General features: G+C 33.7%; 22 protein-coding genes. 6 read left to right on the top strand and 16 right to left on the bottom strand.

The genetic code is table 11. The annotated features are described in order from the left end of the window. Positions 1–75 precede the first annotated feature (75 nt). Positions 76–684, top strand: a complete 609-nt coding sequence (locus VOI54_RS06020) for a hypothetical protein (RefSeq protein WP_326281818.1) — start codon at positions 76–78, stop codon at positions 682–684. Further along, the gene (locus VOI54_RS17990; protein ID WP_442809378.1) at positions 680–841 is read left to right on the top strand and encodes a T9SS type A sorting domain-containing protein; all 162 of its coding nucleotides are present in this window, start codon (positions 680–682) and stop codon (positions 839–841) included. The genes VOI54_RS06020 and VOI54_RS17990 overlap by 5 nt, the downstream gene beginning before the upstream one ends. Positions 842–926: 85 nt before the next feature. On the opposite strand, the gene rpmA is transcribed toward VOI54_RS17990, so the two are convergent. From rpmA to VOI54_RS06000, 4 genes are all read right to left on the bottom strand, one after another. Further along, complete coding sequence (gene rpmA, locus VOI54_RS06015; RefSeq protein ID WP_136480425.1) at positions 927–1187, bottom strand: 50S ribosomal protein L27; 261 nt, start codon at positions 1185–1187, stop codon at positions 927–929. Positions 1188–1213: 26 nt separating this feature from the next. Continuing rightward, the gene (rplU, locus tag VOI54_RS06010; RefSeq protein WP_326281817.1) at positions 1214–1738 is read right to left on the bottom strand and encodes a 50S ribosomal protein L21; all 525 of its coding nucleotides are present in this window, start codon (positions 1736–1738) and stop codon (positions 1214–1216) included. A gap of 76 nt (positions 1739–1814) precedes the next feature. After that, complete coding sequence (locus VOI54_RS06005) at positions 1815–2267, bottom strand: DUF4199 domain-containing protein (RefSeq protein WP_326281816.1); 453 nt, start codon at positions 2265–2267, stop codon at positions 1815–1817. A gap of 93 nt (positions 2268–2360) precedes the next feature. Further along, positions 2361–3257: a DMT family transporter gene (locus VOI54_RS06000; RefSeq protein WP_326281815.1), complete on the bottom strand. Its 897-nt coding sequence runs from the start codon at positions 3255–3257 to the stop codon at positions 2361–2363. A gap of 94 nt (positions 3258–3351) precedes the next feature. On the opposite strand from VOI54_RS06000, the gene VOI54_RS05995 reads away from it, so the two are divergent. Continuing rightward, positions 3352–3729 carry a heavy-metal-associated domain-containing protein gene (locus VOI54_RS05995; RefSeq protein WP_326281814.1) on the top strand — a complete coding sequence of 126 codons (378 nt, stop codon included), beginning with the start codon at positions 3352–3354 and terminating at the stop codon, positions 3727–3729. A 103-nt stretch (positions 3730–3832) separates the two neighbouring features. Here the strand turns inward: VOI54_RS05995 and gldD are convergent, their stop codons facing one another. The 4 genes from gldD to mutY all read right to left on the bottom strand — a co-directional run bounded on the left by gldD (position 3833) and on the right by mutY (position 7474). Further along, positions 3833–4420 carry a gliding motility lipoprotein GldD gene (gene gldD / locus VOI54_RS05990; RefSeq protein ID WP_326281813.1) on the bottom strand — a complete coding sequence of 196 codons (588 nt, stop codon included), beginning with the start codon at positions 4418–4420 and terminating at the stop codon, positions 3833–3835. Next, positions 4420–5748: a gliding motility-associated protein GldE gene (locus VOI54_RS05985; protein WP_326281812.1), complete on the bottom strand. Its 1329-nt coding sequence runs from the start codon at positions 5746–5748 to the stop codon at positions 4420–4422. The genes gldD and VOI54_RS05985 overlap by 1 nt, the downstream gene beginning before the upstream one ends. A gap of 50 nt (positions 5749–5798) precedes the next feature. After that, positions 5799–6248, bottom strand: a complete 450-nt coding sequence (locus VOI54_RS05980) for a single-stranded DNA-binding protein (protein ID WP_326281811.1) — start codon at positions 6246–6248, stop codon at positions 5799–5801. Between the two features lie 182 nt (positions 6249–6430). Next, the gene (gene mutY / locus VOI54_RS05975; protein ID WP_326281810.1) at positions 6431–7474 is read right to left on the bottom strand and encodes an A/G-specific adenine glycosylase; all 1044 of its coding nucleotides are present in this window, start codon (positions 7472–7474) and stop codon (positions 6431–6433) included. A gap of 142 nt (positions 7475–7616) precedes the next feature. On the opposite strand from mutY, the gene VOI54_RS05970 reads away from it, so the two are divergent. Together VOI54_RS05970 and VOI54_RS05965 are read left to right on the top strand one after the other, a co-directional pair. Further along, positions 7617–7907, top strand: a complete 291-nt coding sequence (locus VOI54_RS05970) for an HU family DNA-binding protein (protein ID WP_055442767.1) — start codon at positions 7617–7619, stop codon at positions 7905–7907. A 369-nt stretch (positions 7908–8276) separates the two neighbouring features. Next, complete coding sequence (locus tag VOI54_RS05965) at positions 8277–9821, top strand: Rne/Rng family ribonuclease (RefSeq protein WP_326281809.1); 1545 nt, start codon at positions 8277–8279, stop codon at positions 9819–9821. Between the two features lie 120 nt (positions 9822–9941). Here VOI54_RS05965 and VOI54_RS05960 read toward each other — a convergent pair whose 3' ends face one another. From VOI54_RS05960 to VOI54_RS05945, 4 genes are all read right to left on the bottom strand, one after another. Beyond that, positions 9942–10388, bottom strand: a complete 447-nt coding sequence (locus VOI54_RS05960) for a DoxX family membrane protein (protein ID WP_326281808.1) — start codon at positions 10386–10388, stop codon at positions 9942–9944. A 15-nt stretch (positions 10389–10403) separates the two neighbouring features. Continuing rightward, positions 10404–11435 carry an aldo/keto reductase gene (locus tag VOI54_RS05955; RefSeq protein ID WP_326281807.1) on the bottom strand — a complete coding sequence of 344 codons (1032 nt, stop codon included), beginning with the start codon at positions 11433–11435 and terminating at the stop codon, positions 10404–10406. 179 nt (positions 11436–11614) lie between these two features. Beyond that, complete coding sequence (locus VOI54_RS05950; RefSeq protein WP_326281806.1) at positions 11615–12574, bottom strand: OmpA family protein; 960 nt, start codon at positions 12572–12574, stop codon at positions 11615–11617. Positions 12575–12594: 20 nt separating this feature from the next. Beyond that, a complete protein-coding gene (locus VOI54_RS05945) occupies positions 12595–13356 on the bottom strand; it encodes an exodeoxyribonuclease III (protein ID WP_326281805.1) in 762 nt (253 codons plus the stop codon). 181 nt (positions 13357–13537) lie between these two features. On the opposite strand from VOI54_RS05945, the gene VOI54_RS05940 reads away from it, so the two are divergent. Next, complete coding sequence (locus VOI54_RS05940) at positions 13538–16960, top strand: DUF8818 domain-containing protein (RefSeq protein ID WP_326281804.1); 3423 nt, start codon at positions 13538–13540, stop codon at positions 16958–16960. Here the strand turns inward: VOI54_RS05940 and VOI54_RS05935 are convergent. The 4 genes from VOI54_RS05935 to VOI54_RS05920 form a co-directional block, all read right to left on the bottom strand. Beyond that, positions 16957–17748 carry a M28 family peptidase gene (locus VOI54_RS05935; protein WP_326281803.1) on the bottom strand — a complete coding sequence of 264 codons (792 nt, stop codon included), beginning with the start codon at positions 17746–17748 and terminating at the stop codon, positions 16957–16959. The two genes, VOI54_RS05940 and VOI54_RS05935, sit on opposite strands and share 4 nt — an antisense overlap. 145 nt (positions 17749–17893) lie before the next feature. Beyond that, positions 17894–19069: a carboxypeptidase-like regulatory domain-containing protein gene (locus VOI54_RS05930; RefSeq protein WP_326281802.1), complete on the bottom strand. Its 1176-nt coding sequence runs from the start codon at positions 19067–19069 to the stop codon at positions 17894–17896. 73 nt (positions 19070–19142) lie between these two features. Continuing rightward, entirely contained in the window at positions 19143–21263 is a 2121-nt protein-coding gene (locus tag VOI54_RS05925) for a c-type cytochrome domain-containing protein (RefSeq protein ID WP_326281801.1), read from the bottom strand. A gap of 2 nt (positions 21264–21265) precedes the next feature. Further along, positions 21266–22720 (bottom strand): DUF1501 domain-containing protein, encoded by a 1455-nt coding sequence (locus VOI54_RS05920; RefSeq protein WP_326281800.1) that lies wholly within the window; start codon positions 22718–22720, stop codon positions 21266–21268. Positions 22721–22724 lie beyond the last annotated feature (4 nt).

Raw genomic sequence — 22724 nt, 5'->3', positions numbered from 1 at the left:
CATATTATCATATACTACCTTTTTAAGCATAAGGCTTAAATATCTTTGTTTCATCAATTTAAAAACTCTCATATGATGAAAACATTACTAAGAAACACTGTTTTATTAACATTATTTATTGCAAGTACTACTGTTAACGCTCAAATTAATGTAACCTTTGACCCAACTCCTACTACCATTTACTCTGATGGTACATTAGAAAATCCCATAATCATTACATTAAGTAATGTGCCCTATGGCTATGCTTCGAGTGTAAGTATTAACACGCGTGTATATAATTCGGGCACATCGGTTAGTGGAGGCGGTCATGTTACCAGTTTGTCAATTTCTGATTTTAATCTAGATGAGGCCTTTGCTGATGTAGACACCGGAACCATAAAAACCGAAACCACATTAAACACACCTAGCGCTAATTTTTTTACCCGGGTTTATACTATAAAAAAGTACCCTGCAGGCACCATTAATACCATTAGCAGTGCAGATATAGCCATTAGATTTGTAGGAGCATTTTCAGCTTCACCCGCTTTAACTTTTGTACAAACTCCAGAATCCGGGGGCAGCGCCAATAATGCCTCTTTTAAACTTAATACAGGTTTAACGGTTAGTTCCTCTTTAAGCAGCAAGGATTTTAGCAGTATTGCAAGCAAGATTTATCCAAACCCGGTAACCTCTATTAAACATTAGTAAAGACCTTGCAACAGATAGCTATAAAGTTATAAGTATTCTAGGTAATACTGTAAAAGAAGTTAAGGCCACCGGTAGTTTAGATGTGTCAGATTTATCAAAAGGTATTTACTTTTTAATCACTGACTCCGGTATTGCAAAATTTGTGAAAAAATAAAGCAATAGTTACCCAAGAATCTATTAAAACAAAACCCTTTCTGTTTCCAGAAAGGGTTTTATAATTTTTAAAAGAAATTAATTTCTTAAGCCTCAAAAGGCTCGATAGAAACATAAGATTTATTATCTTTTTTCTTTGTAAACTTAACAACACCATCAACTTTGGCATGTAAAGTATGATCTTTTCCTTGGTATACATTTTCACCTGGGTGATGTGTATTACCACGTTGTCTTATGATAATGTTTCCAGCTAATGCAGCCTGACCACCAAAAATCTTAACACCTAAGCGTTTCGATTCTGATTCTCTACCATTTTTCGAACTTCCGACTCCTTTTTTATGTGCCATTTTATTTCGATTTTATTTTTTAAAGATTAACTTAAAGCAGCTATTAAATCAGCTTTCTTCATAGAAGAAATACCTTCAACACCTTTTTCTTTTGCTAAAACTTTTAACTCAGCAACCGTTAGTTTACTTAAGTCTTGAGTTTCTTCAGCCTTTGGAGCTGCAGCTTTAGCCTTAGGCTCTGCTTTCTTTTCTGCTTTTGCTGGGGCAGCTTTTTCAGCTTTGGTAGCCTTCTTAGCTCCCGAAGCAGCAATACTTTCAATTACAATTTCAGTTAAAGATTGACGGTGACCATTCTTTACTCGGTAACCTTTACGTCTTTTCTTTTTGAAAACTATAACTTTATCACCTTTAAGGTGTTTTAAGACTTTAGCTCCTACCTGAGCTCCGTCTATAGCCGGGGCGCCTACAGTTACATTGTTACCATCTCCAACTAAAAGAACATTATCGAAAGAAACTTTCTTACCTTCTTCAGTTTGTAAACGGTTAACAAAAACTTTTTGGTCTTTTTCAACTTTAAATTGTTGCCCTGCTATCTCTACAATTGCGTACATAGCGTAACGTTTTTATTAATTTATTTGTTTAAAAATGAGTGCAAATATACTGCTAATTAATTAAACTACAAACGTTTTACGGATTTTGAGGAATATTTCTGGTCTTTTTAAATAACTGCATCACGGTCAGTGACGCAACTACAGTTGTAGCGAAGCCCATGACTGCTACCACAAAGGTCACCATGCCTATATCTACGTTAAAACTACCTTTGAATGTTTGTAACAAATCCGGCAAAAATTCAACATTAATTTCGGTAGTATAGAACAAAAAGAATATTGTAAAAATAATTGTTGCCACAAAGCCTGTGATGATACCTGTTTTAAACCCCCCGGCATATGAGAAATCATCCAGGTTTTCAAGCTTACTCAAACGGATAGCTTCATAAATTCCCAACCCGGTAATAATAGCATTAACAAAACTAAATGCCGGATTAGTATGCTTATCAACTAATGCTAACACTAAAAAATAAGCTATTAAAACAGCACTTGTAACTAAACCAAAACGTAAGGGAAGGGATAACTTTTTCATAATAATGCAGAATTAATTCTTTTAAATTTCGTGAAAAATCCTGAATTAAAATAATTTTCCTCACAATAAATTTCATCAAAAACAACTGAGTTATTAGTGTTTTTGCACATTTTTAGGCTTTTTTTTATGAGATAAATAAACTCCAAATAAGATAATAATACTTGACATACCCTGAATCCATCCAAAGGATTCGCCATCTAAAAACCCCCACATTAAAGCAACAATTGGCATAATATAAGTTACTGAAGATGCAAACACAGGTGTAGAGATATGCACCAACTTGTTAAACACTATTTTTGCCAATGCCGTACCAAAAAAAGACAGAATAGTGATATACGCCATAGACATCTTAAAGTCCGGATGACTATAAGTACGCTCTGAAAAGAAATCGGTAAATAATAAAACAACTATTGCAGGAATAAATATACCTACAAAATTACCTGTTGCTATGGTCAATGGCTTTACATGCTGCAAATACTTTTTTATAATATTAACATTTGCAGCATACATCAGTGTAGATAATATCACAAAAACAGCATAAAAATAATTCTGCCCAGGGTTTAAATCTGCACCCCTAAAAATTAATATAGCTGTTCCAATAAATCCAATTACTACACCTAATACCTGTCTTTTTGTTGAAGCTATTTTAAACACGGCAAAGCCTAACAAAATGGTATTAAGTGGCACTAGCGAGTTCAATATTGAAACCACAGCGCTATCTATTTCAGTTTCTGCAATAGCGAAGAAAAAAGCGGGAATAAAAGACCCTAAGACCCCTGAAATTACAAGCCACTTCCAATCTGAACTTTTTATGGTTCTTATTGTTTTAAACCCCATAGCAAAAAGAAACAATCCTGTGATAATAATTCTTAGGGCTCCTAATTGATATGGTGTTAACCCTAAAAGGGATTTCTTAATTAATATGAAGGAACTACCCCAAATTAGTGACAGAACAAAAAGATATATCCATTTAGAGTTTATACCGCTCATACAATGTTGTTTTACAAGCACAAAATTCTACTTTTTAAATCAATAAACCACATTATTTAGTAATTTTGTACTCTAATCTTTTAAAGATAAATTTATGAAAGCAATCAAACATATTTTAGTTCTTATATTAATAACAACTTTGACATTTAGTTGTAAGAACAAAGCAACCCCTGAAGTTAAAACTGTTGAAATTGATACAGAGATAACTAAAGAATTAGACCCTAATGCCACTTATGCTAAAGCAGAGTTTACTATTGACGGGATGACCTGTGCCATTGGTTGTGCAGCCTCTATTCAAAAGAAAATATCTAAGATGGATGGTGTTAAATCTGCCAAAGTAGATTTTGACAGAAAGCTTGCTATGGTTGAATACAATGAAGCTAAAGTAACGCCGGCTACTCTTGAAGAAGCTGTTACAAAAGTTTCAGACACTTATAAAGTGAGTGACATGAAAACCGTAGAAGACTTTTAAGCATGCTTCACTTAATAACATGGTTATTGAGATATAAAATTCAGAAGAAGACATTGAAACTAACTTAGTTCAATAAAAAAAGCACTTTTTTAAAGTGCTTTTTTTATTCCCAAATTATTGTTTCCATAATATGCTTAATGTCTTTTTGCAAATAATGAGTGGCCGGAAGAATAGAGTCATAATTAGGCTTTGCATAAAAATATAAAGACCCTGTTAAGAAATGATTCACACTATCAGTTACATAAAACTGTGCCGGTGATGCCACATTACCTTTTACTTCTGCAAAAGCACCATAGACTTTTCTCTTATTGTTCTGATATGGTGTTACTGGTATTTCATCAGCTTTTACGGTATGCTTTTGAGTAAAATTTTGGGCATCCCTTAAAAAATTCTTAAGGTTTTTTTCATTGTTTTCTATAGCCTTATAAGTCAAAAACACAGTACCCCTTAATGATGGGTATTCCAAATTAAACCCGTAACTATTTGTAGTGGCACTTACCGGTTTTGTTTCTGTTTTAGAAGCCAGTACATTAACTTCAAAAGTAAAAGGCAACTCCAATTGTTCATCAATAGCTTTGTACTTAGCCTCCGGATAATCTAATCTTAAATGCGCCTTAGGCTTTGGCACATATTCCCCTCCACAAGACAGGCATAACCCCATAAGTAATACAGCATAAAAAAATTTTGCCATTAGGTAATTGTAAATTTAATCAGTTTAATTCGTTTTTTATCCATAGCCTCAATAGTAAAAACGTAATTTTTAAAATTTATTTTACTATTTAGTTTTGGGAAACTCCCGGATATTTCCAGCACAAAACCTGCTATGGTTTCAGCCTCACCTTTATTATCTTCAAAAATGTTATCGTCTTCAGCCTTAATAATTTTATAAAAATCTTTTAAAGCCGTCTTCCCTTCAAATACAAAATTATGATCGTCTAACTTAGAATATGTTAAGTCTTCATCATCAAATTCATCACTAATGTCTCCAACTATTTCTTCAATAATATCTTCCAGAGAAATCAGCCCGGATGTTCCGCCATATTCATCTACCACCACAGCCAAATGCACCTTTTTCTCCTGAAATTCGGTCATTAAATCATCTAACTTCTTGTTTTCAGGAACAAAGAATGGCTCTCGTAAAAGTGTGGTCCAATCAAACTGTTTTTTATCAATATGTGGCAACAAATCTTTGACATAAAGAATACCTTCAATAGTATCAACACTATCCCGATATACTGGAATTCTTGAATAGCCGTTTGAAATAATTTCAGGTAAAATATCAATGTATTTTTGCTCAATATTGATTGCAAATATGTCTATTCGCGGACGCATTACCTGTTTAGTATCTGTATTACCAAAAGAGACTATTCCTTTCAAAATCTTATGCTCTTCTGTAGTGGTATCTTCTTCACTGGTAAGTTCTAAGGCCTGAGATAATTGATCTACACTTATATTTGATTTTTGTTTACCTAATCTGTTATGAATCCCCAAGGTCACACTTTGCATAGGTAAGCTTATTGGTGAAAAAATCACATCCAAAAACCGAAGTGGATAGGCCATGAATGTGGCAAATTTTATATTGTTTCTACTGGCATAGATTTTAGGTAATATTTCTCCAAATAACAAAATCAAAAAGGTGGCTACAAAGACCTTTATAAAGAAAACCAAATCAACTTTGAAAAAATAGAAATCAATCTTAGAAGTAATATTTAAGAACAAGACATCACTGATAGCCGCAAATAGAATAACTATGGCAATATTGATGAAATTATTAGCCACTAATATGGTTGCTAATAATTTTTTAGGACGCTCTAAAAGCGTTGCAATAATTTCAATACGCTTTGATTTTTGATCTAAACCTTTTTGAATATCGCCCATATTTAAAGAAAAAAAGGCAACTTCTGCTCCAGAAATAAGTGCAGAACAAACTAAAAGCAAAAACAATAATGCAAAACTAAAGACAACCGAAACATCAATTGTATTAATTAAGAAAATAAAACAGGCAGGGTCAGGATCCAAAGACTATCACTTTAATTAGACATAGGCTCTTGATAGACATCAAGATTACATTAAAACGGAAGGTCATCATTATCATCTCCAATAGGTTCTGTATTTGATTGTTGTTGATTTACAATAGGATTTTGAGCAACAGAAGTATTTGCACCACTATTACTGCCTTCCTTTTTGGTTGATAGAAATGTAAAGTCATTACATTGAATCTCGGTAGAATATCGTTCATTCCCTTTATCATCTGTCCATTTTCTGGTTTTTAATCTACCTTCGATATAAACCTTATCACCTTTGCTTAAATATTTCTCACAAATTTCAGCAGCTTTGTTTCTAACTACTATATTATGCCATTCTGTATTAGTAACACGCTCATTGGTTTGCTTGTTTGTATACGTTTCATTTGTTGCCAAAGGGAAACGTCCAATACAACCTCCGCCTTCAAAATAGTGCATTTTTATTTCGTCGCCTAAGTGTCCAATAAGCATTACTTTATTTAAAGTTCCAGACATAATAATTTATACAATTTTAGAAAAGCAAAAATAAAGAATATTCTTTACTTTTTATGTTCTTCACTTGTGAGAATCACAATTTCAACAGAAACTCAACTAATAGTTGAGAACCTCTCTTTTAATAAGTCAATTGCTTCACATGTTTTTAAAATTAATAAAAAAATATGATTGTTATAACGAAACTATTCAAAATTAAAAGCTTCAATAAAATTTCCTATTAAAACAGGTACTGCAAATTTTCTGATTTGACTATAAGGCATACCTTCTACCCCTAACTCTTTTATATTTACTATCCAGAATTTTGTATGTAAATGTTGATGCGATAATTTATGTACAATAGGCGCTTCATTATATAAGGATAATTCAAAAGGCATTCTTTTCAACAAGCCATGATCTTTTAATAACGCCTTAAAACGTCCGGCATTCTGTTCTTTATCTGTTTCAATTAATGGGAACTGGTATAGGTTTTGCCAAATCCCTTTCCCTTCTCGCTTTTCTAATATGGTCTTTCTGTCTTCAGAAATAAAAACCAAAAAGTTAAAATATTTCTTTTTAGCCTTAACAGCTCTAATTTTAACCGGTAAAACAGCAATCTTATTTTTGCTAAATGCTATGCATCCGTCTTGTAACGGACAAGTATAACAGTCCGGGTTCTTGGGTTTACACTGAGTAGCCCCAAATTCCATAATGGCCTGATTAAAATCAGCTGGGTTATCTTTATCAATTAATTCCTGTGCCAAAGCTTTAAACTCCTTTGCCCCTTTTGATGAATTTATTGGTGTTTCAATTCCAAAGTATCTGGATAGTACTCTATACACATTTCCATCAACAACAGCTGTTGATTCATCAAAACAAATAGAAGCAATGGCACTTGCCGTATAATCACCAACACCTTTTAATTTTAGCAAGTCTTTATAGGCATTAGGGAATTGGCCTTTTAATTCATTTACTATGTATTTGGCTGAGGTATGTAAGTTTCTGGCTCTTGAATAATACCCCAAACCTTGCCATAATTTTAAGACATCACTTTCAGGGGCTTGTGCCAGATTAAAAACTGTGGGGTATTTGGTAACAAAAGCTTCATAATAAGGCAACCCTTGTTTTACTTGTGTTTGCTGCAAAATAATTTCAGACAACCATATATTATAAGGGTTTTTGGTTGTCCTCCAAGGCAGAATACGCTTATTGTTTGAATACCAACCAATTAAGGTTTTTGAGAATATCATAAATTAATTAAATATAGCGAACAAAAATAAACGTTTATAATATTAAATTTTAGTGAATTAGGTTTGAAATATTGAATATTTAATTCCTATATTTGCATCCCTTTTAGAATTTATAGTAACCCAATAAAATATAATATTAAAAATGACGAAGGCTGATTTAGTAGCAAAAATTTCTGAGAAATTAGGAATTGAAAAAGGTGATGTTCAAGCAACTGTTGAAACATTTATGGAAGAAGTAAAAACTTCTTTAGAAGGTGGTGATAATGTTTACTTAAGAGGTTTTGGAAGCTTTATTATTAAAACAAGAGCTGAAAAAACAGGTAGAAATATTTCAAAAAACACGACTATAAAAATACCTGCTCATAACATCCCTGCATTTAAGCCTGCAAAAGTTTTTGTAGAAGGCGTTAAAACAAATGTAGACGTTAAATAAAAACACAAGTACTGAATTTAAGTTTTAGTATTAAAAACGAATTATTAATTTAAAAGACACTATTTATGCCAAGTGGTAAAAAACGTAAAAGACATAAGGTAGCGACGCACAAACGTAAGAAACGTAGACGCGCTAACCGTCACAAAAAGAAAAAATAAATCAAAGAAGTAGTTAGATTAACTACTTTTTTTGATTTACAAAACAACAAGTTCTTTGAAATGAGTTCATTGATTTTTACACCTTTTGGTGTGGTATGAACTCCACGGATTTAAAAATCCTGTGAGTTTACTAATTACTATCTAATTAGTAGACAAAAATAATGTATAATCCATCTGTCACCATTAATGGTGATGGATTAAAATTAACTAAATGGATAAAGAATTGATTATTCGATCTAGTTCCGACAATGTTGATTTTGCCTTATTAAAAGATGGAAAACTTATTGAATTACAGAAAGATGAAGACAGTAATGACTTTTCTGTTGGCGATGTGTTTATAGCCAAAATCAGAAAAGCTGTTCCTGGACTAAATGCTGCATTTGTAAATGTTGGCTATGAAAAAGATGCATTTTTGCATTATCATGATTTAGGGCCAAAACTGCCTTCGCTTTTAAAATTCACAAAACGTGTAAGCACAGGTAAACTAAAAGATTTTTCTTTAAAAGATTTCCCATTTGAAAAAGATATTGAGAAAGACGGTAAAATTACCGACGCCTTAAAATCTAATCAATCGCTATTAGTACAAATTGTAAAAGAACCTATATCAACCAAGGGGCCTAGAATAAGTTCAGAGCTTTCTATTGCCGGTAGATATATTGTTTTAGTCCCTTTTTCAAGCCGTATTTCTATTTCACAAAAAATAGAAGACCGAGAAGAAAAAGACCGATTAAAACGTTTGGTAAAGAGTATTACTCCGCCAGGTTTTGGCGTAATTGTACGTACAGTAGCACAAGGCAAAAAAGTAGCTGAGCTAGATAAAGATTTACAAAATTTGCTTAGTCGATGGACGGCAATGTGTAAAAAGCTACACAAAGCACATCACCCTAGTAAAGTATTAGGTGAAATGAATAAAGCCTCTTCTATTTTGAGAGACATATTCAATGACACATTTACAGGTATTACTGTTGATGATGAAGAACTTTATTATCAAATTAAAGATTACGTGCAGGAAATTGCACCAAAAAAAGAATCAATAGTTAAATTATATCAATCTAAAGTTCCAATATTTGAAAAGTTTGGAATAGAAAGACAGATTAAAACCTCCTTTGGTAAAACCGTTTCTATGGCAAAAGGTGCTTATTTGGTCATTGAACATACCGAAGCACTACATGTTATAGATGTAAATAGCGGCAACAGGTCAAACAAAGCCAATAACCAGGAGGACACAGCACTTGAAGTTAATCTCATAGCTGCAACAGAAATGGCCCGACAATTACGTTTACGTGATATGGGAGGTATTATAGTGGTAGATTTTATAGATATGACTAATGCTGAAAACAGGCAAAAACTCTTTAATCATCTTCGTGATGAAATGAAAGATGACAGAGCAAAACACAAAATATTGCCTCCAAGTAAATTTGGATTGATACAAATAACAAGACAACGTGTACGCCCGGAGATGAACATTAAAACCCGTGAAGAAAACCCTAATGGGGTAAACGGCTCTGAGGTTGAAGCTCCAATAGGATTGGTGCAAAAAATAAATCACGATCTTGAAAAACTATTTAAAAAAGACTATAAAAAGGTGACCCTAAACACACATCCCTTTATAGCTGCCTTTTTAACAAAAGGTATTCCATCTATACGTTCTAAATGGTTTTTAGAACACAAAAAGTGGGTAAAGATTTTACCTAGAGATGCTTACACATACTTAGAATATCATTTTTTTGATAAAGATGGTAATCAAATTAAATAATTTAAAAACCCGCTACTTGTTAAAGTTAGCGGGTTTTTTATTTTCAGACTATTTTAAACTTTTAAGGTTATAATAATCTATGATTATTAGGTTGTTAAACAATGGCAAAGCCCGTTTACATCAGCCTTTATCATAAAACTTAGCTCCAACCACAAGGGCTGCAGAAATGATCATCAAATTCTTAATAATATATTGTCCTTCCATGGTTGGTAATAACATATTATTGTTCTGGTAAACCACATCCGGCAGAAACACTAAAGGCATAAAAGTTCCGGTCATTTGCAAAAACAATAAGCCAATAGCAATGCGTGTTACTTTTTTAAACAGAAACAAAATACCTATAGCCACTTCCCACCAACCAATAACATGTACCCAAATATCCGGTTCAATAAAAGGTAACCAAACAACTGTTGCCTTAACCAAAGGAATAGCTGCCGACAACCCAAAAGGTTTAAGAATTCCAAACCAAAAAAAAATGACAGCAAAGGATATTCTTAAAGCTGAAACACCCCAAAGTTTCATAAACTTTGCAATATTTTGATCCATTTGTTTTAGTATAGATATCATGCTTTTTCGTACAGTTTATGTTGCCGGATTAGGTATAGCCTGATGCACTGCATTAATTTGCTCTAAAACCGCATCAGTTAAAGTAACATCAACACTCTCAATATTTTCTTTAAGCTGATCTAAGTTTGTTGCTCCAATAATAGTACTGGTTACAAACGGCTGCTGATTTACAAAGGCCAAGCTCATTTTCGCTAAACTCATATTATGATCTTCAGCTATTTTCAAGTAACGCTTTGTAGCCTCAATAGATTGCTCACTACTATACCTTGCAAACCTTGGAAATAATTTTAATCTGGAATCATCACTTGCATTCCCTTTAATATACTTTCCGGACAATACCCCAAACGCCATTGGTGAGTAAGCTAATAAGCCAACATTTTCTCTCATGGACACCTCTGCCAAATCGGTTTCAAAAGATCTACACAGCATAGAATAAGCATTTTGAATGGTAGAGACTTTGGGCAAATCATGATTTTTAGCCTCCTCTAAATAACGCATGGTTCCCCAGGAATTTTCATTGGAAAGTCCTATATGTCTAATCTTACCAACTTTTATAGCTTTATTCAGGCTATGTAGGATCTCATTAAAATTATCTTGCCATTTAGTATCCAGCTTATAATCTCTAACTCCAAACCTATTGGTGTCACGTTCCGGCCAGTGCAACTGATACAAATCAATATAATCAGTTTGTAATCGTTCCAATTCCAGATCAATAGCTTCCGCAATAGCATCTGGGCTAAACCCGGTGGTTCTGATATGTGCAGTATAATCGCCCGAGCCAGCAATTTTAGAAGCTATAAAAACTTTATCTCTATGTCCTGATTTCTTTAACCAAGTTCCTATAATTTTACTGGTACGCCCGCTAATTTCTGCTGTTGCCGGAACAGGATATAATTCTGCAGTATCAATAAAATTAACCCCTTGGTCAAGAGCATAATCTAATTGAGCATGCCCCTCAGCCTCAGTATTTTGGTTTCCCCAGGTCATAGAACCTAAGCATATTTTACTAACTTTTAAATTGGTGTTTGGTAGGGTTGTGTATATCATTATCTGTTTTGTTATTCCCGCAAAGTCAGGAATTTTTTTAATTGAATTATAATTTTAACAAATTCCAGCCTTTGCAGGAATAACTGTAAAGATAAAAAACCTCTTAGAGTTTTACTCTAAAAGGTTTTTCATTATGAGACTTTTAAATAATCTGTTCGGATTCTTATTTTAATAGGACTTTATTGCTCATTTAACAGCCTGGACAGTTCATCCAGCTTTGGCGTTAAAATAATCTCAATACGTCTGTTTTTAGCTCGTCCTTTTGGTGTACTGTTAGTTTCTATTGGAGCAAACTCCCCACGCCCGGCTGCTGTTAAATTTTCCGGGGTTATGTTTTCGTTTTCCCTTAAAATATTAACAATTGATGTAGCGCGTTTAGTAGATAAATCCCAATTACTTGTTAACGGGCCATTACCACTATAGGGCACATTATCTGTATGTCCTTCAATTAAAACGGCAATATCCGGATTTTCACCAAGTACACTTCCCAATTGGTTTACCGCTCTACGTCCTTCAGAACCCACGGCCCAGCTTCCCGAGCTAAATAACAACTTATTCTCCATAGACACATATACTTTTCCGTCACGTTGTTCTACGGTCAAACCCTTACCTTCAAAATCTGTTAAAGCACTAGAAATAGCATTTTTCAAAGCGGTCATTGCTGCATCTTTTGCCGCAATAACACTCTCCAGTTCGGCCACCCGGTTAGAACGGTCTTCTAATTCTTTTTTAAGTTTTGCCAACCTGGTAATCTCTGCCGATAAAGCTTCCTCCTTAGCTTCAAGCTCTGCCAATAGTTCCCTGTTTTTTTGCGAATTGGCCGCAATGGCAGCTGAACTGTTTTTCTCTAAAGCATCATATGATGATTTTAAATTATCAAGATTTGCCTTTGTTGCGTTATAATCGGCTTGTAATTTATCACGATGTGCCAATACTTCATCATATGCTTTCTTGGTTCGTTTGTAATCATTTTCAGCAGCAGCTTTTGCCGTTACCAGCTCTTCATAATCTGCAGAAAGTTTTCTGTTTTCCTTCTTTAAATCGGCATATTTTGCTTCTAATTCTTTATAAACTTTAGGAGACACACACGAGGCTAAAATCACCAGAGTTAATAATGAAAATACACTTTTTTTAATCATGTTATTTAGGTTTATTATGGTTATTTATCAATTTCTACTAGAATTGGGCAATGATCACTATGTACGGCTTCAGACAATATAACGGCTCTTTTAATGTTTTCTTGTAATGGCTCAGAAACCATAGCATAATCTAATCGCCACCCTTTATTATTGGCACGGGCATTGGCACGATAACTCCACCAGCTGTATTGTTGTAATTCCGGGTTCATAAATCTAAATGAATCAATGAAGCCACTCTTAATAAAATTGCCGATCCACTCCCGTTCAACCGGCAAAAACCCTGAAACACCCTTCATTTTTGGATTATGAATATCAATTTCTTCATGACAAATATTATAATCTCCACAGATAATTAGATTGGGGGTATCTTTCTTAAGAGTATTTATATAGTCTTGAAACATATCCATATACTCTAATTTATGGTTTAACCTGGCATCATTTGTTCCTGATGGTAAATACAAGCTCATAACCGAAACCCCGTCAAAATCTGCACGCAAATTTCTACCTTCAGCGTCCATTGACACAATTCCCGTGCCATACTCAACATGATCAGGTTTTATTTTACTTAAAATAGCCACCCCACTATAACCCTTCTTCTCTGCACTAAACCAATAGTTATAGATATAGCCTGCTTCTTCAAACAGATTTATATCCAACTGTTCTTTCATGGCCTTGATTTCCTGAAGACAAATTACATCGGGATTTGCGGCCTTAATCCAGTCTATAAATCCTTTATTTACGGCAGCTCGTATACCATTGACATTGTACGATATAATTTTCATGAGTTCTAATTTAAATTTTAAAAAGCGTCTTATTGCATCAGGATTAACCTTGTTTCAAACCTTAGCAAGATCAAATTTCAGCTAAAATAAATAATACGTTACTTTTACACTATTATTTTACAGTAGTTTTGACTGGCTCTGATCGCAAAATAATTTAAACTATTTTCAGTTTAAGTATCTAATGAAGTGTTTTACCTATATTTTATTTTATTTTATTGGTTTTTGTGGGTTTTCACAAAGTCAGACTTCTAACTATAGAACAAAAAAAGTTGCTGTAAGAGACTCCATTCAAATTGATAGCGTTAGTATTAATTCCAGTTCTTTTTCTATTCAAAGAAAAGATCATTCTATTATTGATTCTACATTTTATACCATTGATTTTTCTAAAGCTCTTTTAACTTTAAAAAAACCAATGGATACAGATACTATTATTATTAACTATCTAAAATTCCCAAAGTTTTTAACCAAGACCTATAAACAACTTGATGAAAACATTATAGTTCAAAATAATGATAACATTCAAACCCTCTATAAGCTCACGCAACCCAATACTTCCAGAAGTTTTATCCCCTTTGATGGGTTAACCACCTCCGGGAGTATTTCTCGTGGAGTAACTATAGGAAACAACCAAAACTCTGTTTTAAACAGTGAATTGGATTTACAAATTACCGGAAAGTTAAATGATAAAGTCTCGCTTCGCGCATCTATCCAGGATGCTAATATCCCCTTACAGGAGAGTGGTTATTCTCAACGCCTGGATGAATTTGACCAAGTATTTATTGAGCTCTTTAGTGACCGATGGAATATTAGAGCCGGAGATATTGACCTGGTAAATACCAATTCTTATTTTGCTAAATTCTCTAAACGGGTTCAGGGATTAAATTTTAATGTAAACTTAGGTGATAACGGTAAACAAACTGACCTTTTTGCAGCAGGTGCCATAGTACGCGGGCAATTTACAAGAAGCCAATTTACTGCCCAGGAAGGCAATCAGGGGCCTTATAAGCTTCAAGGCTTTAATGGTGAATTGTTTGTGCTTATTGTATCAGGTAGTGAAACGGTATATGTAAACGGAATTGCTGTAAGACGAGGGGAAGACCAGGACTATATTATTGATTACAACGCGGGCGAGATTATATTCAATTCTACATTTCCCATTACTTCTGAAATGAGAATTATTGTTGATTATCAATATAGCGAACGTAATTATACACGCTTTGTTGGTTATGGTGGCGGACAATATGAAAGCGAAAAATTAAATATTGGAGTGTCTGTCTATTCTGAAAATGATGCCAAAAACCAACCTTTACAACAAAACCTGTCTGAAGAGCAGGTTGAAATTTTGACCAATGCCGGTAATGACAGAAGCAAAATGGTATCGCCATCAGCAGTAAGAGCTGATTATAATCAAAATAGGATTCAGTATAAAAAAGAACAGGTTAATGGTGAGGATATCTTTGTGTTTTCTAATAATCCTGATGACGAATTATACACAGTCACCTTTTCTTTAGTTGGAGAAAATCAGGGCGATTATGGTTTGAGCAGTATCAATGCCATTAATAATATTTATGAATATGTAGGCCCTGGCCAAGGCAGTTTTGCTCCAATAATTCAGCTTGTTGCTCCAAAAAAACTACAGCTTGCAGTTTTAAATGGTACTTATAGGCCATCAAAAAAAACTAATATTGCTTTTGAAGCTTCCGGTAGTAAATACAATCAAAATTTATTTTCAGAAATTGACAATGAAAATAATGATGGTTTTGCAGGAAAGCTAAAACTCAATCAAACCCTTTTTAAACATGAAGACCAGTGGAATTTGGATGTATTTCTTGATACGGATTATATAAGTGCTCATTTCCAGAATATTGAAGGGCTTTACATTCCTGAATTTAATCGTGACTGGAATTTAGACCAGACCAGTTTAACCGGTATTGGCCTCAATCTTGGAAATCAAATACTGTTAAACTCCGGTTTTAACATGATTCATAAACAAAAAGGGACGATCAATTATAGTTTTGAACATTTAAATTTTTCTGATGGCTTTAATGGCAACCGGCATTTAGCGCATATTAATTTACAGCTCAATAAATTTTATATCGCATCAAATTCAAGTATTTTAAATGCTGAATCCAGTGTCAATTCATCAAAGTTTTCACGATCGCACAGTCGTGTTATTTACAGTATGAATAAAAGCTGGATTGGTGGTAAGCTTTCTTTTGAAGATAATGAACAAAAAAAATTAGCAACTGAAACGCTAACACCTTTAAGTCAAAAATTTAAATCTTATGAAGCCTTTGTTGGTATTGGAGACAGCACCAAAGTGTTTGCACAAATTGGTTATAAAAACCGTATTAATGATAGTATTAGAAACAACGCATTACAAAAAGTAAACACATCTAACACCTTTTACTTGGATTCCAGGCTTATTCAAAATAAAAACACCAAACTGTCTTTATATGTCAATTACAGAACTTTAAAACATACGGATGCTTCCACAAAAGGGGAAAATTCCATTAACTCACGAGTTCAATTCAACCAAAAACTTTTTAAACAGCTGATTCAATGGAATACTATTTTTGAAACCAACTCCGGAACCTTACCACTACAGGATTTCACATATGTAGAAGTTGAACCGGGACAAGGTGCTTATACCTGGATTGATTATAACGATAATGGCATTCAAGAGCTTGAAGAGTTTGAACTGGCTCAATTTCAAGATCAGGGCACCTATGTTAGGGTACTTTTACCAAATAGAATTTTTGTGAAAACACATCAAAACAGGTTGAGTCAATCATTGATTATCAACCCTTCTCAATGGTCAGTTTCTGAAAACAAATCAAAAAAATTCTGGTCTCACTTTTATAGCCAAACAAGCTATTTAATAGATAGAAAGCTAAGACGTAATGATAATTCTTTCAATTTAAACCCTTTTAAAGAGACTGAAGAAGACCTCTTAGGCTTACAGCTTAATTTTAGAAATATACTGTTTTACAATAGAGGCAAACAGCATTACACAACATCTTATACCTATTTAAGAAATACAACCAGAAACGTGTTGTCTATTGGTTTTATTGAAAATAGCTTACGAAGCCACCAGCTTAATTTTAATCATAAAATAACCGAAAACTGGTTAATTAATCTACTCTCTTCTTTTAATAACAATGAAAGTAAAAGTCAGAATTTCACAAGCAAAAATTATAATTTAGATGAAACCCGTTTAAACCCTAAGTTATCTTATTTGTTTAATGACAATTCCAGTTTTGATATTTTTTATCAATTAACCAATAAAAATAATGTTACCGGAGAACAGGAAACTTTAAAACAACAAAATTATGGCATGTCCTTTACGTTAGGTAATGGTCAAAAAAGTGCTATAAATGGTGTGTTTAATTATTTTTCAAATGTATTTGAAGGCAACCCAAATACACCGGTAGCCTATCAAATACTGGAAGGACTACAACCCGGTAAAAACTTCACCTGGAGCTTATTAGCACAAAGAAAGCTGACCAAATTTTTAGATTTAAACCTAAGCTATTTTGGCAGAAAAACAGAGACCAGCAGAACCATACATTCAGGCTCTATTCAATTAAAGGCTTACTTCTAAAAATCAGAGTTATCAATAGAACTAAAAACTGAAATAATTGTCTTTACCGCCTCAATATAAAATTCAGGATTAATTTTGTCATAGGTATCAGTTGGCTCATGATAATCTTCATGATCTTCTACCCCAAAGTATAAAAACGGTATGCCTTTTTTATGGAAATTTGCATGATCAGAGGCATAAGTCCAATTATCTAAACCATCATATCCATCATGCCCCATTAAAAGTTTAATTCCAGGAGCATGTTTAGCCTTTTTAATAAGCTTTTTTAATTTATGATGCTCTGATGCTCCTGCAACAAATAGCTCTTTTTTATCACTGCGGCTAATCATATCCATGTTAAGGTTAAGTATAATCTTTTTAGCTTTCACCAGTGAACTATTCACAAAATACCTGGAGCCTTGCAATCCCAATTCTTCCCCGTCAAAAGCAGCTAAAATGACTGAATGCTTTGGTGGATTATTCTTAAAAAATTCAGCAAAAGCAAATAAGGCACTTACCCCGGAAGCATTATCATCTGCTCCATTATATATTTCACCCTGCTGAATACCTTCATGGTCATAATGCGCACTTATCACAATATACTTCTTAGGACATTCAGTGCCTTTTATAAACCCTAAAATGTTTGTCCCTCCATACTGCCTTCGGTCTTCAAAAAAGCTAAAAAGTTGTTTGTAACTATTGCCTAATGGAGCTACATTTAAGGAGTGAAATTGATTGATAATAAATTTTTGTGCTTTTAAAGCGCCTGGAGTTCCTGTTCGCCTGCCTTCAAAAGCATCTGACGACAATGATTTTAAATGACTTAACAGTAAGGTTTTATTAAAACAATTATAGCCATTATTAGTGTGCGTTATTTGTGCGAAACTTTTATTTATAAAAAGAACACAAACAAATAACAAAAGGAGAAAGCGTCTAAACATAAAAATGGAGCTATTATTTATTTACTAGTTTAAACTGGGTCTCTAAAGGAATACCATAGATAGATTCTAATTCTTTTACACTCTTTTTATAAAATGCTGTTTCTGGAGGCAGACTAAAACTATTCCAAAAATCGGGATTATATCGGACTTCAACATCACCCATATCATTTCCGTAACCACCAAAATCCTTTACCTTTATTTTTCTTTTATCAGTTTGTAATCCTAAAACAAACATTTCATGCCTGTAAGATACTTTTATTGCTTTTGAATCTACTTCTAATAGTCTCCTTTGAAGGTCATTTATAGGTTTTTTAGAAATCCATTCTCTATTATGATAACTCAAATACAGTTTACCATTTTTATCTTTTTTATATATGTAAACAGCATTTAAAGCCGAGGTTTCTATTTTAAAAACACTATAAGTATCTATACCAATATATAATCTCAGGTATTGATTTTTTCCTTTTCTACCTTCAATGATAACAACATCTTCTCCATCATAGGATGTATCTCCTATTTTGCTCCATTTATAATTCTTAATAGGAACCCCCCGGCGTATAGGGTTTTGTTTTGCCATTATTGACACCGCATGTACATTCTGTTTGGTTTTTACAAACCTGTAATCTGCAGACTTCCGTCCTTCTACCACCTCAATTCTATCTAATTCCATTGCATTTGGCCCCCGGTCTAAAATATTAAGGTAATGCTCTGTAAAAAACCGGGCTTTGCCATGTTCAACTGAAAACCGCCGATATAGCATGTTTAATTCATGTTTAGCACTAACTGTATTATTCTTAAGGTTTTTAATGGCGTTCTTAAGGTATCCGGCAGGCTTTAATATCTGTACCTCATCAAGAGATACTATCTCTTCAATTAAAACAATAGTATGCTCTTTTTTATTAATAAAATCTTCAACTTTAACTTTAAAGGATTTATAACCTATACTTGAAACTTCAAGTGAATCAGAAAGATTCTCTTTTGAGAGTAACAGATAAAAGCTTCCTTCATCTGTGCTTGCTGTTCCAATATATTTTGAAGGAATTCCAATAGCAGCATATGGAACAGGATAATTACTTTCATCAACAATAAGTCCATTTAATTCAATGTTTTTTTGTTGGGCAACACTCAAATGCACACATAAAAAGAACATTAAACAGCCAAAAACAACATTCCTGAAAATTATGATCATAATAACAAACTAATAATTTTTGGATAATATATGTAAAAACTATTTAATATCGAAAAACTATTGTTAATGAGCTCTAATAAAAGAAAAGCTGATCTACAAATAACAGTTGCTTCTTCCTAGGGTTTGCTATTATTTTATAATATCTGTATTGTCCATTAGATACTTTTAAACTTAATTTATTCTTTCTCTCTCGGCTATTTTTATCTAGGACCTTCGGTTTTTTTGTAATTCTCTTTAATAATTTCCAATCATTAGTTTGTTGTCCGCCCCAAATTTCCAATGAGGCCAGAGTTTCCTGCTTTTGCCTGTTAGGGATCTCATAACTAAAGATTATTTCTTTTAGTATGGGTGGGTTTTCTCCAAAATCTGCAGTAGCAATTAACGGTTTTTTATCACTAAAAGTGGCCCAATACGGGTTTGTATTAGCTATACCCTGCCCTTTATTATTATCTAATAATATAAATTCACCATCACCTATAAATTCACTATTCTTCCCTGAATGAATGAGCTTAAACTTTTCCGGAACATATCCCTTATTAAAAAAAGTATACTGTTTGACTTTGCTGGGCAACCAATTATCCTTAAAAGTTATTGTTTTTATAACCTGACTTGATTCAAACTGTAATTGTATGGGGGACTTATATAGTTTAGATAATTTATTTGGTATTGTTCCATCTGTGGTATATCTAATCTCTACATTTGGTATTTTATGGCCAAATTCCACAAAATCATCCTTTGCTATTACAGTTCCTTTGCTTAATAATAAAGGAGGAGTCAATTTTAGTTCACCCTCCGGGTCAATGAATCCGGTTTCAAATGTAATGTTAGAAAACCGGGCTTTTAAGGATTCTATATCTTCATTGGGTACAGAAGTATTCCATAGATAAACCTTATTCAGCATTGGCATTTGCTTTAACAAAGTACTTACTCGTGCATCTGTATTAGTTCCTGACAGAGCGAGTGACTTTAATTGAGAACAACTTTTTAACGGGAACAAATCATCTGTTTCCAAATCAGTAAAATTCAGTAACAACTCCTCTAAATTAGTTAATGTACTTATAAACTCCGTTGCACTTTTATCAATTGGAAGAAAAGACAGGTTTAATGAAACTATTTGTTCTTTTATCACTGATAGTTCAGTTAGAAATTCGGGTTTATAGGTTTGCCTACCATTTATTACAACATCAATTGCGGGGGATTTAGGCGATTTTTGAATTACCGTCCTAAATGGGTGTTCTAATGATTTTAAAACTTTTTCATCTGCAAAACCAAAATTGTAAGCTATTTTCTTATTGTGTTTTGTATCTGCCAATCGTTTGGAAACCAAAAGCGTCAAATCTTCTTCTGCAGGAAGTTCCTGCAAAGCTATTTTTTCGTCGGCTCCTTGTTTTATCCAGGCATTTATTAATTCAATCTCACTCTTGGTAAGCTGATTTTTTCCCTTAGGAGGCATATGCTTTTTATCTTGAACAGATAAGTGAACCCGTTTTAATAAAGCACTTTCTTCAGGACTTCCTGCTACCCAAAGCTTACCTTCTTCTTTACCGCCCAATTTCATTTTTTCAAAAGAGCTCATGTCTAACCTTCCTTTTTGTTTTTCAGGGTTATGACAAGCTATACATTTTGCATCAAGTATTGGTTTTATAAACCCTGAAAAAACAGGTGTGCTCTCATTAAGCTCAACAACCTCAGTGTCTTTCAATGGCTCTGTTAAAAAGTTGGAACCATGAGTTAGACTTGCTCCATAATGTCCGGCAAAAAACACACCAACAAACCCTACATAGAGTATAACTTTAAATACCTTTTTGTTCCTAAGAGCAAACACTAAAGCATACATTAAAAAACTTATACCTACTCCCATCCATTTATGTAAAATCAATAAATCTGTAGCATCTCCCTCTTTTGAAAGAAACAAACCCATTATAGTAGCTAAAACCGTTGAAAATGCAGTAATTAAAACTAAAAACTGATTGATTTTTTGAAAAGAATTATTGTCTATCTGGTTTTTAAGAACACTTAGTACAACCAGCAAAACAATAAACACAATTGGAAAATGCAGAATAAGTGGATGCATTCTTCCTAACGGCTGAAGCCAAAAAGGGATACTCATATTGTTTTCAAAAACCAATACTATTACCAAAAAACAATGCAATAAAAGTAACAGGTTTAATATGGCAGATTCTAATCTTTTCATATTTAGGCCAAAATATCTTTAACTACATGTCCATGAACATCGGTTAATCTAAAACGTCTGCCTAAGTATTTGTAGGTTAGTTTTTCATGATCCAAGCCCATTAAATGCATAATGGTAGCATGCAAATCATGAATATGAACAGGGTTTTCTACAATATTATATCCAAACTCATCTGTTTTACCATATGAAGTTCCCGCTTTAACACCTCCTCCGGCCATAAAAATGCTAAAGCACCGTGGATGGTGATCTCTTCCATAGTTTTCTTTGGTTAATTTCCCTTGGCAATAATTAGTTCTTCCAAATTCACCTCCCCAAATCACTAAGGTCTCATCTAATAAGCCACGTTGCTTCAAATCTGTAATCAAAGCAGCTGAAGCTTTATCCACATCCATAGCCTGTTTAGGCATTTCTGTAACTAAACGGTTATGCTGATCCCAGCCCTGATGGTATAATTGAACAAAGCGGACTCCCGACTCTGACAATTTTCTGGCCAGCAGGCAGTTTGAAGCGTAAGTTCCCGGTATCATGGAATCCGGGCCATACATTTTAGTAATATGGTCCGGTTCTTTTGATATATCTGTAATTTCCGGAACTGCAGTTTGCATTCTAAAAGCCATTTCATATTGCTGAATTTTAGAATGAATTTCAGGATCTCCAAACTCTGCATAACCTAAATTATTTAATTCGGCAAGATGATCCAGCATTTTTTTTCGCTGTACTTTATCCATGCCTTTCGGATTATTTAAATACAAAATAGGGTCTTCACTGGCACTTAATTGTATCCCTTGATGTGTACTATCCAAAAAGCCATTAGACCACAGTTTTGAATATACACCCTGGCCGTTTCCTGAGCCTTTTGATAACAATACACAAAACGCCGGTAAGTTCTTATTCTCACTACCTAAGCCATAACTTAACCATGACCCCATACTCGGGCGATTGCCCTGTTGTGCTCCGGTTTGTAAAAATGTTAGTGCCGGATCATGATTAATAGCATCTGTGTGCATGCTTTTTATTACACATATATCATCCGTGATCTTAGCTATATTGGGAAATAAATCACTTACCCAGGTACCGGATCTCCCATATTGATTGAATCCAAATTTAGACCCTACTAAAGGAAAATGTTTTTGGTTGGCAGTCATCCCTGTTAACCGTTGCCCTTGCCTAATGGAGTCTGGCAAGTCCTGGCCAAACATCTCGTTTAGTTTAGGCTTGTAGTCAAAGCTTTCTAGTTGTGATGGTGCTCCGTTTTGTGTAAGCATGATAATTCGTTTTGCCTTTGAAGCAAAATGCTTTATTCCTAATGGAAGTTTATCACTGGCACCACCAGATCCTTTAAACAGATTAGGAATTAATAACGAACCCAGGGCTGCTCCCCCAACTCCCATAGCCATTTTACCTAAAAAGTGTCTGCGATTTATATTTAAACGATGTTCAAAAAACTCTTTTTCCATGGCT

Origin of the sequence: Alterotamlana spongicola, assembly GCF_035818475.1 — a bacterium.
GTDB lineage: Bacteria > Bacteroidota > Bacteroidia > Flavobacteriales > Flavobacteriaceae > Cognatitamlana.
Note: the sequence above shows the minus strand (reverse complement) of the source record. Positions and strands in the feature narration are given on the sequence as shown.